Genomic DNA, 16,916 nt, shown 5'->3' with positions numbered 1-16,916 from the left:
CGCCGCCAAGGCCGCCATCAACCGGTCCCCGGCCCGTTCGGCGGCCAGTAACTCGTCCAGCCGCGAGCATTCGGGCGTCGCGTACTCCGGGTGGGAGCCCACGTCCAAGTACAGCCTGGCCCCCGCCGGGGTGAAGATGCTGGTGCTCCTCCCCCACGCCACCACCGGCCGGAACAATTCGCGCGCGGCATCCTCCGGGGCGAGGCCCCGGGCGGCGATCCCGTATTCGGTCTCGAGTCCGAACACGCCCCTCACGGCAACGCCTCGAGGCGGGCGAAGGCGCGTCCGGGGACGTCTCGCCTCAGCAACCCCGCCTCGTAGCCTTCTTCGGGGCCGCCGCTCTGGCCCAGCGCGGCTCGCGCCAAGGCGCCCGCCTCCGCCAGGCTCAGCCCCGCCCGCCAGCCTTCGGCCACGGCCGCCCGGCCCCCGGGGCTGGCGCCCCCCAACACCGCCCACGGCAACTCGTCGTTGACGGACCCGTCGAAGCGGACGTGGAACACGGCATCGGACGCCTGGTCGGCCCCCACCTCGGCGACCGCCAACTCGACCTCCAACGGCTTGGGGTCCCCCGTGAACGCCGCCGCGATCGATTGCGCGTAGGCGCCGGCCAGGCCCCGCGCGGTGACGTCGGTGCGGTCGTAGGAATATCCGCGCAGGTCGGCGTAGCGAATGCCGGCCACGCGCAGCGCCTCGAACTCGGACCACTTGCCGACCGCGGCGAAGGCCAGCCGGTCGTAAACCTCCGACAGCTTCTTCAGCGCCCGCGAGGCGTTGGCGGCCGCCAGCAGCACGCCGTCCGCTGCCGAGATGACCACGGCGGGGCGGCCCCGCGCCACGCCCCGCTTGGCGAAGTCGGCCCGGTCCTTGATGATCTGTTCGGGCGGCACGTACAACGGCATGGTCATGCGCGTCCTCCCCTCGCCTGGCGGGCCTCGACGCCCTGGGCGAAGAGCGCCCGGGCCAGTTCTTGGTCCCCGATCCGGTGGTAGCCGCGGGCGTCCACGCGGGCCACGACCGGGTAGATGTCGCGGGCGCGATCCACTCCGGCGGTGGCCGAATCGTCATCGGCGGCGTCGTTGAGCGCGTTGAGCGCGGTGCGGATCGCGGTGCGGGCGCTGGCGGCCGGCTTGTGCAGCTTCTTCAGGGAGCTCTTCGCGAACACGGCGCCCGAGCCGATCGCCGCGTAGCCCCTCTCCTCGTAGCTGCCGCCGGTCACGTCGAAGGCGAAGATGCGCGGCGCCTGGCCGTCCCACCCGCCGAGCAGCGGGACCACGGCCAGGCCTTTCATGGCGAGCTCCAGTTGGGAGCGGACCATGGTGGCGAGGCGGTGGGCTTTGCCGCTGAGCGAGAGGGCCACCCCTTCGATCTTCTCGTAGTGCTCCAATTCCAATTGGAAGAGCCGCACCAGCTGGATCGACAGGCCGGCCACGCCCGCCAGCCCGATCGCGGTCCAGGCGTCCGCCGGATAGACCTTTTCAATCTCCCGGCTGGCGATCTGATGGCCCACGGTGGCGCGGCGGTCCCCCGCCATGACCAGGCCGTCCCGGTAGGTCAGGGCGACGATGGTGGTCGCGGCCGGCGGCCGGGCCTCCTCGGCGAGCCGGCCGTCGCCGGCCGAAAGCGGGCCCAGCAACTCGGGGGCGGCCCTGCCCACAAAATCGACGAATGAGTTGCCCGGCCCGAAGTAGCTTGCCGGCAGCCCGCTCATTGGCCGCCCTTTTGGACGAACCCCCGCACAAAGGCCTCCGCCGAATCCTCCAGGACCGCGTCGATCTCATCCAACAGGTCGTCGATCGGCTGGACCTGGGCTGGGCGGGAAACCACGGGCGCGGCGGGCGCCGGCTCCTCGTCCCGGTCGCGCGGGGGAAGGTCACTGCGGCGCACTTGCTCCATGAGGGAGAATCCTAGCCGCTCAGGGGTGTTCTCACGTGGCGTAACGGCGTGGGATTGGACGCCAAACGTCCTATTGGTCCCGGTCAGCCCGGATAGGCCGCTGGCCAGCGGCACGCCCGCAACCGTTTCGACGCGCCCAGGCGGCCGAGGGTCCTTTGTCCCGCCTGGCCTGCCGCATTAAGGTTGCAATGGCCAAAGCGTGACGCCGATCACCACGCCGTGCTTAGGCCGCCCCCACCATCAGCCGACCACGGAAGGTCATCGTGACCATCTTGCAGCCTCAGTTTCCAGGTATTCCCGAAGTAATCAACGGCAACGGCGCAGTCGCACACGTTATGAAGCACGTTTGCGGCGGCATGATCGGGTACCCGATCACCCCGTCAACCGAAATCTCCGAATTGTTCGAGGCGGCCAGAGCCGAGGGCCAGCTGAACGTTTGGGGCGCCCATCCCTTCTTCGTGGAGGCGGAGGGCGAGCATTCGGGCCAGTCGGGGGCACTCGGGGCGGCGCTGACCGGTGGCAACTACATCTCCAACGCGTCCAGTTCGCAGGGGATTCTGTACGGGATCGAGTCGCATTACGTCACGGTCGGCAAGAAGGTGGGCGGCTTTGTGCTGCACGTCGCGGCGCGCGTGGTCTCCAAGCACTCCCTCAACGTCATGGCCGGCCACGACGACATCTACGCGCTGCTGCCCTCCGGGTACACCATCCTCTTCGGCTCCTCCCCGCAGGAGGCGGCGGACCTGGCCGCGATCTCCTACCGGGTGGCCGGCCTCAGCCTGATCCCCGTGGCCAACGCCATGGACGGGTTCGCCACCTCCCATGTCATGACGGAGGCCGTGCTCCCCGAGCCCGCGCTGCTCCGCGAGTACCTCCCCGATCCGGCCGGCCGGATCGCCTGCCCCACAGTCGCCCAGGAGATCCTCTTCGGCGCCAAGGGCCGCATGTTCCAGTTGGGCCAGTACCTGGACCGCCACGCCGGCGATTTCGAGGCCGCCGACCTGACCGCCCTCAAAGCCCACCTCGCCTCCATGGCGGCGGACGTCGAAGAGGACGATGCCGCTCGGTTGGCCGAGGAGACCCTGGTCTGGATCCCCGAGGACTTGCGCGGGCAGTGGCGCCGGCAGTGGCGCGGCGCCCACCGGCTGGGCACCCGCCAGGCCGTGCCCGCCCTGGTTGACCCCAACAACCCCGGTCTGACCGGCCCGGTCCAGAACCAGCCCGACTTCCAGGCCGGCGCCGCCGACCACCGCGCCCACTTCGCCGCCGACGTGCCCCGGCTGACCCGCCAGGCGATGGCCGAATACGCCGAGCTGACCGGGCGCGAGTACACCCCGGTCATGGCGTACAACTGCGAGGACGCCGATTTCATAATGGTGGGCCTGGGCTCCATCACCGACGACGTCCGCGCCGTCATCCCCTACCTCCGCCAGCATGGGATCAAGGCCGGCGTGGTCTCCGTCAAGCTTCTCCAGCCGTTCCCGGAGGCCGAGTTCGTCCAGGCGGTCGCGGGTGCCAAGGCCGTCATGGTCTTGGAGCGCTCCGACGACACGGCCCTGACCAGGCTGGTCACCCAGACGTTGTTCCGCGCGCAGGCCGGCCAGGTTGTGCCGACGCGTGGCACCGCCGCCGATGCCGTGCGCCTACCGGCCGCCCCCCGCGTCACCTCCGCGATCTTCGGCCTGGGCGGCCACGACGTGCAGCCCCGGCATTTGGTGGCCGCGTTCGAGGCGATGGCCGCCGGATCGGTCGGCGACGTGATCTACCTGGGGTCGCGTTTCTTCGAGGAGAACCCCCCGAAGGGCGTGGCCGCCATCCACGACCGCCTCAAGTCGGCCTATCCCGAGACGGTCGCGATGGCCCTTCCCACCAAGGACAATCCCCAGTTGCTGCCGCCCGGCTCGCTCCGCATCCGCTTCCACTCGGTGGGCGGCTACGGCACGGTCGCGACCGGCAAGCTGCTGACGGACATCCTGTCCGGGGTGCTGTCCATGAACTCGAAGTCCGCGCCCAAGTACGGCTCGGAGAAGTCCGGCGCGGCCACCAACTTCTACATCACGCTCTCCCCGGAGCCGGTGCTGCTGACCAATGCGGAGCTTGAGGACGTGGACGTGGTCATCTCGCCCGACCACCAGGTCTTCATCCACACCAACCCGCTGACCGGGTTGGCGGAGGGCGGCACGTTCATCATGCAGTCCGACAAGACGCCGCTGGAGGTTTGGCGGGCCCTGCCCGCGTACGCGCGGCGGACCATCCGCCAGCGCCACATCAAGTTCTTGGTGGTCAACGCCTTCGAGGTGGCCAAGAAGCACGCCCCCAGCCCGGAGTTGGAGACCCGCATGATGGGGATCGCGTTCATCGGCGCGATGATCGGGCACGTGGAGGCCGTGGCCCAAGGCGCCGCCGGGGAAGACGTCACCGCCCGGGTGCGCCAGCAGATCGAGTACAAGTTCGGCCGCAAGGGCCAAGCGGTCGTGGACGGCAACATGGCCGTGATCAACGACGGCATCACCGCGACCGTGCCGGTCGAGTACGACTCGCCCGCCTTTGTGGAGGCCGAACAGTCCCCGGCCGGCGCCTCCGCGCGGTCCGTGGCCCTGTCCGCCGCCATGTGCCCCGCCGCCAGCGCGTCCAGGCCAACGGCCCTGTTCGACCCGGCCTACTACGAGGACCTGGTGGCGGCGCCCTTCCGGGCCGGCACGATCGCCGAGGCCCCGGTACTGCCCGGCGCGGGGCTGTTCATGCCTGTCGGCACCGGCGCTAACAAAGACAAGGGCATCTTTAGGCGGACCACCCCGATCTTCAACCCCGAAGTCTGCACAGGCTGCCTGGAATGCGCCCTGGCCTGCCCGGACACGGCCATCCCCAACCAGGTCCACGACCTACTGGACCTCTTGGAAGGCGCCATCGCGGCGGCCGACCTCCCCTTGGGCAGGGCGGAAGCCGTGGCCCCCAGGGTTTATGCCTGGGCCGACTCGATCCGCCAGGCCTTCCGCGCCGATTCGGACCTCAGCGACTTGCCGGAGGCGGCCCGGCGCGCGGCGGCCGAACTGGACGACAAGGCGGTCGCGCGGGTCGTGGACCAGGTCGCGGCGGCGTTGGCCACCTTCCCCGTCGCCCGCACGCGCCCGTTCTTCGACTCGGTGGAGAACTCCGAACCGGGCCGGGGCGGCCTTTTCAGCGCGGTGGTGGACCCGTGGAAGTGCACCGGCTGTCTCCAATGCGTGGACGTGTGCGGGCCATCCGCCCTGGTGGCGGTGGACCAGACGGCCGCGGCGGCCGACACCTTGGAGACCCGCTTCGAGCGGCTGACCGAACTGCCGGCCACCCCGAAGCGGTTCCTGGCCGGGGCGGCCGAGCCGGACGGCGACATCAAGCGCCTGCTGTTGGACCACGAGACCTATTACGCGATGACCGGCGGCCACGGCGCCTGCCGGGGCTGCGGCGAGGTCACGGCCTTGCGGCTGCTGACCACCCTCTCGCACGCGGTGGGCGACGCCCGTCGCCGCGAGCACGTCGGCGAACTCGAGTCCCTGATCGGCCAACTGGAGGAGGCGGCGAAGGCGGTCCAGACGGCATCGGACGCGGACAAGGCCAAGGCCAAGCGGATCGCGGGCCTGATCGCCCTGCTGGAGGGGCGGCTCTACCTGTACGAGGGCGGGCCGACCGGGCGGGGGCCGTCCACCACGGTGATCGCGAACTCGACGGGCTGCTCCTCCGTCTACGCCTCCACCATGCCGTTCACCCCCTACACCGACCCGTGGGTGAACTCGCTGTTCCAGGACGCGCAGCCGGTGGCGGCGGGCCTCTACGAGGGCCTGGTCTCCCAACTGGTCCCGGAGGTGCGGGCGCTGCGGGCGGCGCGGGCGGAACTCGCGGGCGAATTCGACCCGGACAAGGACCCGGCGCGGCTCGCGACCATCTCCTGGCGGGACTTCACGCCGGAGGAAATGGGGCTGCTGCCCGCCGTCATGACGGTGTCCGGGGACGGGGCCGCCTTCGACATCGGCTTCGGCGCCATGTCCCGCGTGCTGGCGGGCGGCACGCCCATCAAGGCCGTGGTGCTGAACACGGGCTCCTATTCGAACACGGGCGGCCAGGCCTCGACCGCCTCCTACACCGGGCAGGACGCGGACCTGTCGCGCTACGGCCGGTCCCACGCGGGCAAACAGGAGTCCCGCAAGGAGCTTGGCCTGCTGGCCTCCTTCCACCCGCGCGTCTTCGCGTGCTCCGTGTCGACGGCCCTGCACGCGCACTTCCTGGGCACGGCCCTCGCCATGCTGGACTACCAGGACGGCACCGCGCTGATGGAGGTCTACACCCCCTGCAGCACGGAGAACGGCATCCCGGAGGACCTGTCCAACGCGCGCTCCCGCCTGGCCGTCGAGTCGCGGATGGCGCCGCTCTTTGTCCACGACCCGAGGCGCGGGCCGTCGCTGCCGGACCGGTTCAGCCTGGACGGGAACCCGGAGCCCACGGCTCTTTGGACCTCGCGGGCGTTGCAGTACCTGGATGAAGCCGGCCAGGTCGCGCTGTTGCAGACCCCGATCACGCCCGCCGAGTTCGCGTACGGCGAGGTCCGGTTCGCCAAACAGTTCCGGCGCTTGGCCGCCGAAGAAGTGGACGATGCCGTGCCGATCGCCGAGTACGTCGAGTTGCCTTTGGAGGCCAGGGCCGGGAAGACCCCGTTCATCTGGGCGACCGACCGGAACCGGCGCCTGGTGCGGGTGGCCTGCCGCCCCGGCGTTGTCGGGTTGGTCGAGGACCGCAAGCACTACTGGCAGACGCTCCAGTTCCTGGCCGGCCAGCAGGGCGCCGCGCTCACGGCCGCGCACCGGGCGGAGGTCGCCCAGTTGACGTCCCGCTACGAGGAGGCGTTGCAGGCGCGCGAGGAGTCGCTGGACCAGATCGCGGCGGCGATGGCGGATTTGGCGTCATCCTCCCAGGCGGCGTTGCCGGCCCTGGGGTTGGGCTTCGGGGCCGGGGCTTCGGCTGGGGTTGGCGCTGGCGTTGGCGAAGGGGCGGCCACTGGCGCCTCAGGCGGCGGCGGGGGTGGCGGCGCGGGCCGGCCGATCTGGCTCGACCCGGCCGACGAGGCGACCTGCAACGACTGCGGCACCTGCTACCAGGAACTTCCGCAACTGTTCGAGAAGACCACAATGGTGGTGGACGGCGAGGCCCGGGTGGTGGCGCGGATGATCGACGGGGCGTTGGACGCCTTGGAGGTCACTCCCGAGTTGACCAAGCGAATGGCGCGGGTCAAGGCCAACTGCGACGCGGAGATCATCCAGTGAGCACCAACGTCTCCGAGTGGGCCGCCGCCAGGGCCACGCTGGACGCCAGCGCCTCGAAGCTGCGCGAGCTGGAGGCGACCCCGGAGGTCGCCACTTTCAACGGGCAGTTGAAGGTCCTGGAGCGGCGGCTGGCCGCCAGCCCGCGCATGTTCCGGGACTTGTTCATAGCGGACGGCGCCATGGCGGTGGCGCAGGAGTTCCGGGGCGAGGAGCTCTCTGCTTCTTTCACCCGGCGGCTCTGGGGCCTGCTGCAGCGGGAGGACGACACGTCACGCCTCGTCATGCGGTTCATCTGGAACCTGCCGGTAGGCAAGAAGCGCATGTTCATTCGGGCGCTCGACGCGCATTTGTCCGCTGACTATCCCATGTTCGCGGGGCTCTCCGAGGACTGGCCGGCCGGCAACGGCATCCCCCCCTACATCCGGCCCGCCGAGGCCCGTTCGACCGACTTCGAACTGGTCAACAAGGGCTACCTGGGTTACATGGACCTGGGCTTCACCCGCCGCGACGTGGACCTGTTCGTGTGGCTGGAGGCGATCCGGGACAAGCAGTGCGCGGACGCGCCCTGCGAACTGGGCCAATTCCTGGCGGAGCACCGCGCTCCCATTGGCGGCTGCCCGGTCCGCATCCACATCCCCGAGATGTTCGAGTTGATAGGCCGGGGCCAGTTCACCGACGCGCTGGCCATGCTGGAGAAGGCCAACCCGCTGCCCAACGTGACGGGCCGGGTGTGCCCGCAAGAACTCCAGTGCCAGGGCGTCTGCCTGCACAAGCACCCCATGTCGATTGGCCAACTGGAATGGTTCCTGCCGGAACGGGACAAGCTGGTGGACCCGGACGCCGCCGCGCGGCGGTTCGCGGGCCAGCCCGACCCGTGGCGGGCCGCCACCCGGCCGCCCGTCGCCGTTGTGGGGTCCGGCCCCTCCGGGCTGATCAGCGCCTATCTACTGGCTGCGGAGGGCTTCCCGGTCACCGTCTTCGAGGCGTTCCACGAACTGGGCGGGGTGCTGCGCTACGGCATCCCCGAGTTCCGGCTGCCGAACCAGTTAATCGACGACGTGGTCGCCAAGATCAGGCTGTTGGGCGGGCGCTTCGTCACCAACTTCGTGGTCGGCAAGACCGCCACGCTGGCCGAACTTCAGGCCGCGGGCTTCTGGAAGATCTTCGTGGGCACCGGGGCGGGGCTGCCGAAGTTCATGGGCGTGCCCGGCGAGCATCTGCTGGGCGTCATGTCCGCCAACGAGTTCCTGACCCGCGTCAACCTGATGCAGGCCCACCAAGAAGGGGCGGAAACGCCGCTGCCGCTGGTCAGAGACAAGAACGTGATAGTGATCGGCGGCGGCAACACCGCCATGGACGCGGCCCGCACCGCCAAGCGGCTGGGCGGCAACGTCAGCATTGTCTACCGGCGCACCCAGGCGGAGATGCCCGCCCGAGTGGAAGAGCTTGAGCACGCGTTGGAGGAACAGGTCGGCCTGGCCGTGCTGCGCTCCCCCAGCGAGTTCCTGGGCGACCCGGAGACCGGGTTCGTCGCCTCCGCGATTGTCGACATCATGGAACTGGGCGAGCCGGACGATTCGGGCCGGCGCCGGCCCGTGCGCACCGGGCAGAGCGAGTCCATGCCGGTGGACCTGGTCATCATGGCGTTGGGGAACGCGGCCAACCCGATCATCAAGGACTCCGAGCCCCGGCTGGGCGTGTCCCGGTGGGGCACCATCAACCTGGACGGCGAATCCACCCAGCAAACCACCCTGGCCGGGGTCTTCACGGGCGGCGACGCGGCCCGGGGCGGCTCGACGGCCATCATGGCGGCGGGCGACGGGCAGTCGGCGGCCAGGGAGATCCTGCGCCTGATCGAGAACGGGACGCCGGATTCGACCCGCGCCATGGTGACCACGGCCCTGGCGTACACGGAGGCCGCGGCGGCGACGCACGTCATCGTCGGCAAGAGGAGCCTGTCGCCCGGAATCGAGGAGTTCGAGGTGCGGGCGCCGGCGGTCGCGGCGAGCGCGCAGGCGGGACAGTTTGTGCGGGTCCTGCCGTGGACCGGCGGCGAGCTGATCCCGCTGACGCTGGCGGACTGGGACAAGAGGGCGGGCACCATCACACTGGTGGTGCAGGACGTGGGCGCGTCCTCGCACCGGATCAACGAGTTGGGCGTGGGCGACGTGTTCGCGGGGATCGCGGGGCCGTTGGGGCGCCCGTCCGACCTGCATCATTACGGGGCCGACCAGACGGTGGTGTTCACGGCCGGCGGCCTGGGACTGCCGCCCGTCTACCCGATCATGCGGGAGCACCTCAGGCTGGGCAACCACGTCACGCTGATCTCCGGGTTCCGGTCCAAGGACCTGATGTTCTGGGACGCGCCGGACGAGCGGGTGGGGCGGCTGCAGGCCGAGTACGGGTCGCAGTTGGACGTCATCTACGCCACCAACGACGGCTCGTTCGGGGTGGCGGGGTTCGTCACCACGCCGCTGGCCGAGTTGCTGGAGGCGGAGAAGGCGGGGTCCGCCGCCCGGTCGATCGCGGAGGTCGTGACGATCGGCCCGCCGCTGATGATGCGGGCGGTCTCCGACCTGACCAAGCCGTACGGGACGCCCACGGTCGCCTCGCTGAACTCGATCATGGTTGACGCCACCGGCATGTGCGGCGCCTGCATGGTCCCGGTCACGCTGGAGGGCAAGCTGGTCCGCAAGCACGCCTGCATTGACGGCCCGGAGATCGACTCCCACACCATCGACTGGGACAAGTTCCTCCCCCGCTTCAACCTCTTCAAGACCCAGGAGGCGGCGGCCCGCGCCCGGTCATAGGAAATGGGGACGGTACCTATTTCATATGCACTCGGCCCATGATGCTCGGGGACGCAGACCTGCGCCCCCTCCCGGAACACGATGATTCTTGGGTGTGAACGCCATCATCGTTTGGCGGCCGCTAGCGGCGCCAGGGGTCTAGGCGGCCAGCGCCGACCGGGCGGGCGCCCTTGCGGCGCTCGGCCTGAGCCCACGCGTCCAGGCGCTCCAATTGGACGTCCTTGTCTACTGCGGCCGCCTGGGTGTTGACGTCCTTTTCCGCCGCCAAGTGTTTGGAGGCCCAATCCCGGGCCGCCTCCTCCTGGATCCCGGCGCGGATCTCAACCGCCTTCATCCGGCCCTCGTCGTAGAGGTACTCCTCGTCAAGGCGGCCCCGGTCCCGCCGGCGTTCGATTTCCCCCGGCAGGTCGGAAGCGGAAAGCACGCGGATGTACTTGGAGAACACCGGCATGATCTCCACCAGCATGAGGATTGCCATCAGCCCCAGCCGCGCCCACCACACGCCGCGCTGCTCGCGCGCCAGATTGTCGAGCCCCTGGATGCGGGCCGCCAGCCCGTCCGAGTTGTCGGCGGCGGCGTCAAGCTTGGCCTCTTGCGCCTGCCGGTCCGCCCGCATGACCGCCAACTCGGCGTTCACCCGGTCCAGTTCGGCCTGGGCCCGCTCGCGGGCCCCCGCCTGCGTCTCCTCATACTGGGTCTTGGTCGCCAGGGCGATCTCATCGAAGGCGCGCTCGGCCTCAGCGGACGCCGCGCACCTTTCTTGCGCTATCCCCGCCAGACGCCGCCATTCGTCCCCGTAGCCGCTGCGCCCAGTGCCTCCGCTGCCGGCCGCCTCCGCGGCGGCCTCCGCGTTGGCGGCATCGCACGCGGCGACGGCCCCGTCCCGCGCGGCGAGGGCTTTCCCGTAAGCCGGGTTGACCTTCGCCGGGTCGTAGAACGGCAGCGCCCGCAGGTCCTTTTCCAGGCTGGCCGCCTGCCCCTCCAAGTCCGGGATGGCCGCGAAGTCGGCTTCCAGCCGCTTCGCCCCCTCGGCCCGTTTGGCCGCGATGTCGACCTGGACCTGGGCGGCGATCTCCCGCTCATAGACCCTCAGCACCAACGGCATAGACACCACGGCGCCGATCACCAGGGCCATGCACAACCGGACGGCGAAGTTCGCGGTCGCCGCCGCGGCGTTCCGCCAACCGCCCGCCGGGTGCCGGCTCATGGACGTGATCAGCACGCGGTCGATCACCACGATGATCGCGCCCCAGCACGCTCCGATCAGGCCCGCCGCCAGGCCGGACGGGACCACCCCCGTCGAATGCAGCGCGTATCCCATGGACGCGGTGGCCAGCACGCCCACCGCCAGCATGGCGGCAGCCGTGTTGATGAACATGCCCCGCGACTGCGGCAGGTCGTCGATCAGGTCGGAGCGCATGCCGCCCAGGCGGCAAAGGGCGCGCACCAGCGGCCTGGCGGAAGTGGACGGGTTGTCGGTTCGCATGGCGGTCCTTCCTCGACGTGCGGCTAGCCCTGTGGCGGGCGCCGGGCCACGGACCAGTCCACTCTACGGTCCAGCCCGCGCAAACCAATCCGACCCCAGGACCCCCTGGGGCGCACCCCGGGGACGTCGAAATCTCACCGCTCAGCGCGGGCCCTTGGACGGCATCGGACACCCGGTCCCCGCCGATCGACCCCGGCCAAGTGGTCCGGCGGCCGCGACCTCGGCGGCCGTCACGGTGTGTGCGGTGTGCTACATTGTGCGCATGAGCCTACCGGTGAGCGTGCGACTGGGCGATGAAGCCGGGGAGTTGGCGAACGCGTACATGGCGGCGACAGGTTGGAGCAGGTCCACTCTGGTCAACACCGCCCTGGTCGAGTGGCTGCGCCTGCAAGCCCATCCAGGCATCCGCTTTGTGCCGACCCCCTACGGCGGCCGCCTCGCGGCATTGGTTGGGGGGCCCGAGGTCTGGACGGTCGCAGAGTCGTGGATGGCCCACGAACCAGCAGACCGCTCCATTGAGAATGTGGTGGCCGCCACGGGACTCGCCCGCTCGGAAGTGGAATGCGCGCTCAAGTACTGGGCCGACTTCCGCCATGAAGTCGACGACGACATTGCCCGCGTCCACGCGGCGCAGCGCCAGGCGCGCGAGGCATGGGAAAGGCAGCAGTCCCTCCTCAATGCTTGAGATCCTCTTGCTACTTGACGAGCACTACCCTCGCTCGTTGGCTGACCAGTTGATGGATCGCGGAGTCAACACTCAAGCCGTGGTGGCGCGGCCTGATCTTCGGGGAACCGCTGACGCGACCGTCCTATCGGCCGCTCGCCAGGAGGGACGTATGGTGGTAACGGCGGACGTCACGACGTTTCCAGCTGCAATGACCAGGATGCCGGACCGCACAGGCGTCGTCTTCTGCGATTCCGGACGTTTTCCACGCACGATCAGCGCGCTGCCCCGTCTGGCGGACGCGCTGTTTTGCTTCGCGTCCGATCCGCCCCCGTCCGCGGCCTTGCCGGGATTTGTCTGGTGGTTCCAACGCCCACCAGATAGATGACGGGACCGAATCCGCTTGGCAAATGCTCCCTCCGAAGACATCTTCTGCCGTGCCGGAGAGCCCTCAGCAGAGCCGGTACGGCGGGATGGTGTGGGTGAACCCCAGCGGGGTGGTGATGGTCGAGGCGCCAGTGGCGGCGTCGCGCTGATAGCGCCAATTGAAGCGCGTCTTGAGCTGATGGCAGCCCTTACTGAGGTGCTGCAAGTTGGCAAGGACCGTTTGCTCCTTGGCGGGCTGGTCGGCGTCGAACTCATCCACATGGTCCACCTCGCAGGCCGCGGCCTGCCGCCGGCAGGCGGGGTTGGCGCAGCGGGGCTGGCGAACCGCGAGGGCTAGGCGGAGCCGCGCGCTGGGCTGGTACGAGTCGCTGAACGCCGCTTCGGTGGGCCAGCCCGCCGGGTCTTGTCCCCAGGGATTGGCCGCAGAGGCATTCTCCGGCCCCCGCTCCGTCCCGACCGCTTGGCCAGCGCCGCTGACCTCAGGCGTGTCGCCCGCGCCTACCTGGCCAGGCCCAAGGGCACCACAATGGCCGCCGCCCCACTCGCCTGGCGCTGGACCGCCTCCGGCACGGTCCGGGTCTCGCCCTCCCTCGGCGTCATCCCAGCTTCGCATGGGAGGGCCGCCCCAATCCCCTCCGGGCGGACGGCCGCCGGGTGGCCAGCCGTCCGGCGGGTCTTCACCATCGGGGGCTCTGCCGCCGCAGGCGGGGCAGCGGCCGTCCACTGACGCGAACCCGCCCGGCTCGCAGGCCCTGGAGGCCACCCGGCCGAACACCAGGCCGGCCTGGAACGACTTTTCCGACACCCACACCGGGCGGCCGGTGGCCGGGTCCACGAACAGAGCCCGCCAGGTCGCGTTCTTGGCGATGGCCCGGCCGACTTCCGCCGGAATGGGTCCGGCGCCCAGGATCAAGCCGGGTGTGTTGTCAAGGCCGAGCAGCGTTGTCGCGTCCATGCGCACCAGCACCTGGCCGCGCGGGGATCTCGGCGCGGCCGGGCTGCCAGCTGCGCCAGCCGCTTCCGCCGCCCCGAAATCGGCGCCCGCCAGTGCGCGGATCAGCATGTCGTAGCGACCCTGCGCCAGTTCCCGGCCCGCCTCAGTGGGCGGGACCCGTGCTTGGGTCCATTCGGCGCCTGCCGTGGCCGCCGCCTTCCCGCCTGCGGGCCCCATCGACTCGGCGTCAGCGCGCGCCATCGATTCCGCGCCAGCCGCCGGCTCGGCGTCAGCCGCCGCAATCCCCTCGGCACCAGCCGCCGCCGGCCCCGAGCCGGCTGGCGCCGCCTCTTGGGCGTCTTGGCGCTGGCGTTCAGCCCGCGCCTTCGCCCTGGCGGCCGCGTCGAGCCTCTCATACACCGGGGCCAGTTCGTCATGGGCGCCGAACACCTGCAGAGCCGCCATTCCGGCCGCCCGCCACCGGAGCGTCACATTTCGCTCCTTGTACGCCTCCTGGTGCGCTCTTGAATGGCCGCGCGGATCCAGCTTCGCCGCCAACTTCTCGCATCCGTCCCGCAAGGCGGCCAACGGCGCCCCGGACGCGGCGAGGTTAACGCCCAACGCGATCACACGCCGCTGGCCTTCCGGATCCTCAAGCCTGTTCGCGGCCCGCAGGGCAGCGTCCGCTTTCGCCACCGGGAACCGGCCCGCCGCCAACGGCCCGCCCACTTGGGGATTGGCCAGCGCCGCACGCCCAACCCTGGCCCAAGTGTGCGCGTTCCGCGAATTCTCCCCTGTCGCCAGAGCCACTTCCTCGATGAGCGAGCGGGCGGGGCAGGCCTCCGGGCCATCCTCCGCCAGGTCCGCTTCTTCGCACGCCCGGCCCAACGCCAGCGCCGAATGAGCCCGCCACCAGTCCGCCTGCGCGGCCATCAAAGCGGCCATGCGGACGCGGTCCCGTTGCGTGGCCCCGTCCATGTCCCCCGCCAAGGCCAGGATTGGCCCCGCAGCGGGCCCAGGCCCGACTTGTTCGGCCAAGTCGCACAGTTCATCCGCCCGCCACCCCTCCAGGGCGCACACGCAGAGGCCAGCCTCATGCGCGCATCCCGCATCCAAAGCCGGCGCCCCGCCCGCCGGATCGGCCGCGTCCGGGCCATCCGTCCGAACCGGCCCATCCGGTTCGCCTGCCCAACCCGGGCCATCCGCCCAGTCCGGGTCGGACGTGTCGGGCGGGGGGCCCTGCTCCCCGCCCCCGTCCGGGCTGGTCCCGCAGGTCGGCTCTGACGGGTCTCCGGGTGGCGCGCCAACGGCCTGGGGACACCCCTCGGGCTCTTCGGATGGCACATCCGAAGCCCTGGCACAGGCCCTTACGTTCATACATATATCCTAGCGGATTGGCTCCCTTTTGGGAAGGCTTTCCGCCCCGATCTTCCCCCGGAATCACCAACCCTGAGGACCACGACAACCAACCTACAAGTGCGCTCTGACACCGTTCCCACCAGCCGAAACGCCGACGTGCCACCACGGCGCTGGCGTGACGGGCGAACGGCGGCCCCGTGGACGGCATCGTGCGCCGCGCGGGCTTCCGCTCTGCTTCCGCCCGCCGAACCGGAGGCCAAGGCTCGCCCCTGCCCACGGAGGCCCTAAAGGTTTGTCTGCTCGCAGCAGACCGCCGATGCCGTCCGCCCCGGTAGGTTGGCAAGCGTCGGCGGTTCGTGGCCCGGCAGCGCAAAGCAAAGGAGCTTGGAATGAACGAGTTGATCCAGCGGCTCGCGTCGCACGGTGTGGTCATGTCGCCGGTCGGCGGTCAAGCCGAGCTCGGCGGATGGATCGCCGGTGACATGTGGATGACCGCGAACATCGCCACCGTGGGCCGGGACGCCTTCGGGGTTGTCGACGACTACGGGAATGAGATCGTCCCCTTCGGCTACGCCGAACTCTCCTCGCTCTCGCCGGACCATCTTGGCGCGCGGCGAGTGCTCTCGCGCAGTTCATCCGCATGGGACGTGTACTCCAGGGACGGACGCCTGCTCCTCGCGGGCGCCGAGCGCCAATGCGAACGGATCAACCCGTTCTCGGAGGGTTTGGCCGCCGCCCTCCTGGGCGGCCGGTGGGGTTACGTCAACGCCGAGGGCGCGACCGCCATCGAGCCGGCCTTTGACAAGGCGTCCGATTTCCACGACGGGCGCGCCTTCGTGACCGCCGCCAAACGGCTCTACTGCGTTGACCAAACGGGCCAGGTGGTGTTCGAGGCGCCTGGCCACCTGGTTGACGACTACTCCGAGGGCTATGCCGTCTACACGGCCAAAGGCGGCAAGAAAGGTGTGATCGACAAGGCCGGGAACGTCGTCATCCCGCCCACATTCATCGACGTCAAGCCCTGCAAGCACGGCCGGTTCGCGTTCGCGGACAAAACGGGGCGCGGCCTGGGCGGCGGCGTCCGCTGGGGCGTCATGGACGCTGGCGGCCGGGTGGTCGTCCCGGCTGAGAACGGACACGTCATCATCGAGGACGGGCGCATCAAGTACGGCTGGGTCACCGCCGCCGGCCAGGCGGCCGTGTTCCGTTACACTCTGGCCGACTTGGATGGCAACACCATCCACGACAGGTCGTGGATGGAGGTGACCCCGCCCGCAGAGGGCCTGCGCCGCTTCGCCAGATTCGTGGACCCGCTCCAAGGCAAGGTCAGGGACTTGCTGATCGGCTACCTCGCCGAAGACGGCGGCCAGATCGTGATCACCAGAGCCAGCGCCAAGCTGCAAATGGACTACCCGCTGGAGAGGGCCCCCATGGATGAGAAGATCACGGCCCATTCGGAGGGGCTCGCATTCGCCCGGCGGTACAACACCATTGAGTCCAACCCGCATGCGGGCGACGGTTGCTACATCCTGATAGACCGCCACGGCCGGCCGGTCAGCTGGAATGGGTTCACCGAAGTGCTTTGGGGCTTTAGCGGCGGTTTCGCCTGCGTCAAGGGGGATCCACGCGACTTCGGAGTCGACAAGAACTCCTGCTTCTTCATCGACACCGCCGGGAACCGAGTCTCGCCGCCCTACGGGGGCTCCATCCGCAAGCCCGGCGGGCGGATCTTCGTCTTTCCCCAAGGAGGTGCCCTATTCCGGTACGCGATGTTGGACGAACGACTGAACCAGGTTGCCCCGGGCACGCTGTTCCCCGAACCGGTCGCCTGCTGGGGAGACAACCTGTACGCCGGATTGGACGTTGACAGGTTATGGCTTTTCAACCGCCAAGGCGAGACGATCCTCTCCCCAGACGACGGCTTGAAACTGGCCCTCCACCGGTTGAGCGGCGACATGGGCCCTAGGACCCTCGTCACTTTGGGCAAGGCCCAGTTCATCATCCACCTGCGGGACGACCGATGACGAGGCGAACGGCGCGGGACGGCATCGCGACTGCGGCCTCCGTGGGACTAAGGCGACGGCCCCGC

General features: G+C 69.9%; 10 protein-coding genes and 1 pseudogene. 5 read left to right on the top strand and 6 right to left on the bottom strand.

Going from position 1 to position 16,916, the window contains the following annotated elements; translation table 11 throughout:
* The 4 genes and pseudogenes from LBC97_11665 to LBC97_11650 all read right to left on the bottom strand — a co-directional run.
* A partial coding sequence (locus tag LBC97_11665) for a proteasome accessory factor PafA2 family protein (protein MDR2566684.1) occupies nt 1–255 on the bottom strand: 255 nt, incomplete at its 3' end.
* Entirely contained in the window at nt 252–905 is a 654-nt protein-coding gene (gene prcA, locus LBC97_11660) for a proteasome subunit alpha (GenBank protein MDR2566683.1), read from the bottom strand. The genes LBC97_11665 and prcA, both read right to left, overlap by 4 nt.
* Nucleotides 902–1,708 carry a proteasome subunit beta gene (gene prcB / locus LBC97_11655; protein MDR2566682.1) on the bottom strand — a complete coding sequence of 269 codons (807 nt, stop codon included), beginning with the start codon at nt 1,706–1,708 and terminating at the stop codon, nt 902–904. Before prcB ends, prcA begins: the two co-directional genes overlap by 4 nt.
* A pseudogene (locus LBC97_11650) lies at nt 1,705–1,809 on the bottom strand (ubiquitin-like protein Pup). The gene prcB and the pseudogene LBC97_11650 overlap by 4 nt, the downstream one beginning before the upstream one ends.
* Before the next feature lie 347 nt (nt 1,810–2,156).
* On the opposite strand from LBC97_11650, the gene LBC97_11645 reads away from it, so the two are divergent.
* The gene (locus LBC97_11645; protein ID MDR2566681.1) at nt 2,157–7,187 is read left to right on the top strand and encodes a 2-oxoacid:acceptor oxidoreductase family protein; all 5,031 of its coding nucleotides are present in this window, start codon (nt 2,157–2,159) and stop codon (nt 7,185–7,187) included.
* A complete protein-coding gene (locus LBC97_11640; GenBank protein MDR2566680.1) occupies nt 7,184–9,997 on the top strand; it encodes a sulfide/dihydroorotate dehydrogenase-like FAD/NAD-binding protein in 2,814 nt (937 codons plus the stop codon). Before LBC97_11645 ends, LBC97_11640 begins: the two co-directional genes overlap by 4 nt.
* A 121-nt stretch (nt 9,998–10,118) precedes the next feature.
* Here the strand turns inward: LBC97_11640 and LBC97_11635 are convergent, their stop codons facing one another.
* Nucleotides 10,119–11,483: a DUF4407 domain-containing protein gene (locus LBC97_11635; GenBank protein MDR2566679.1), complete on the bottom strand. Its 1,365-nt coding sequence runs from the start codon at nt 11,481–11,483 to the stop codon at nt 10,119–10,121.
* A 262-nt stretch (nt 11,484–11,745) separates the two neighbouring features.
* Between LBC97_11635 and LBC97_11630 the strand changes: the two genes are divergently transcribed.
* Nucleotides 11,746–12,168 (top strand): hypothetical protein, encoded by a 423-nt coding sequence (locus LBC97_11630; GenBank protein MDR2566678.1) that lies wholly within the window; start codon nt 11,746–11,748, stop codon nt 12,166–12,168.
* Nucleotides 12,161–12,535 carry a DUF5615 family PIN-like protein gene (locus tag LBC97_11625; protein MDR2566677.1) on the top strand — a complete coding sequence of 125 codons (375 nt, stop codon included), beginning with the start codon at nt 12,161–12,163 and terminating at the stop codon, nt 12,533–12,535. The genes LBC97_11630 and LBC97_11625 overlap by 8 nt, the downstream gene beginning before the upstream one ends.
* Before the next feature lie 63 nt (nt 12,536–12,598).
* Here LBC97_11625 and LBC97_11620 read toward each other — a convergent pair whose 3' ends face one another.
* The gene (locus tag LBC97_11620) at nt 12,599–14,845 is read right to left on the bottom strand and encodes an HNH endonuclease (protein ID MDR2566676.1); all 2,247 of its coding nucleotides are present in this window, start codon (nt 14,843–14,845) and stop codon (nt 12,599–12,601) included.
* A 371-nt stretch (nt 14,846–15,216) separates the two neighbouring features.
* Here LBC97_11620 and LBC97_11615 point away from each other — a divergent pair, with 371 nt between their 5' ends.
* Complete coding sequence (locus LBC97_11615) at nt 15,217–16,851, top strand: WG repeat-containing protein (GenBank protein MDR2566675.1); 1,635 nt, start codon at nt 15,217–15,219, stop codon at nt 16,849–16,851.
* Nucleotides 16,852–16,916: the final 65 nt, after the last annotated feature.

It is taken from the genome of Bifidobacteriaceae bacterium (genome assembly GCA_031281585.1).
Lineage (GTDB): Bacteria > Actinomycetota > Actinomycetes > Actinomycetales > WQXJ01 > JAIRTF01.
This window is presented reverse-complemented; position numbering and strand designations above follow the sequence as displayed.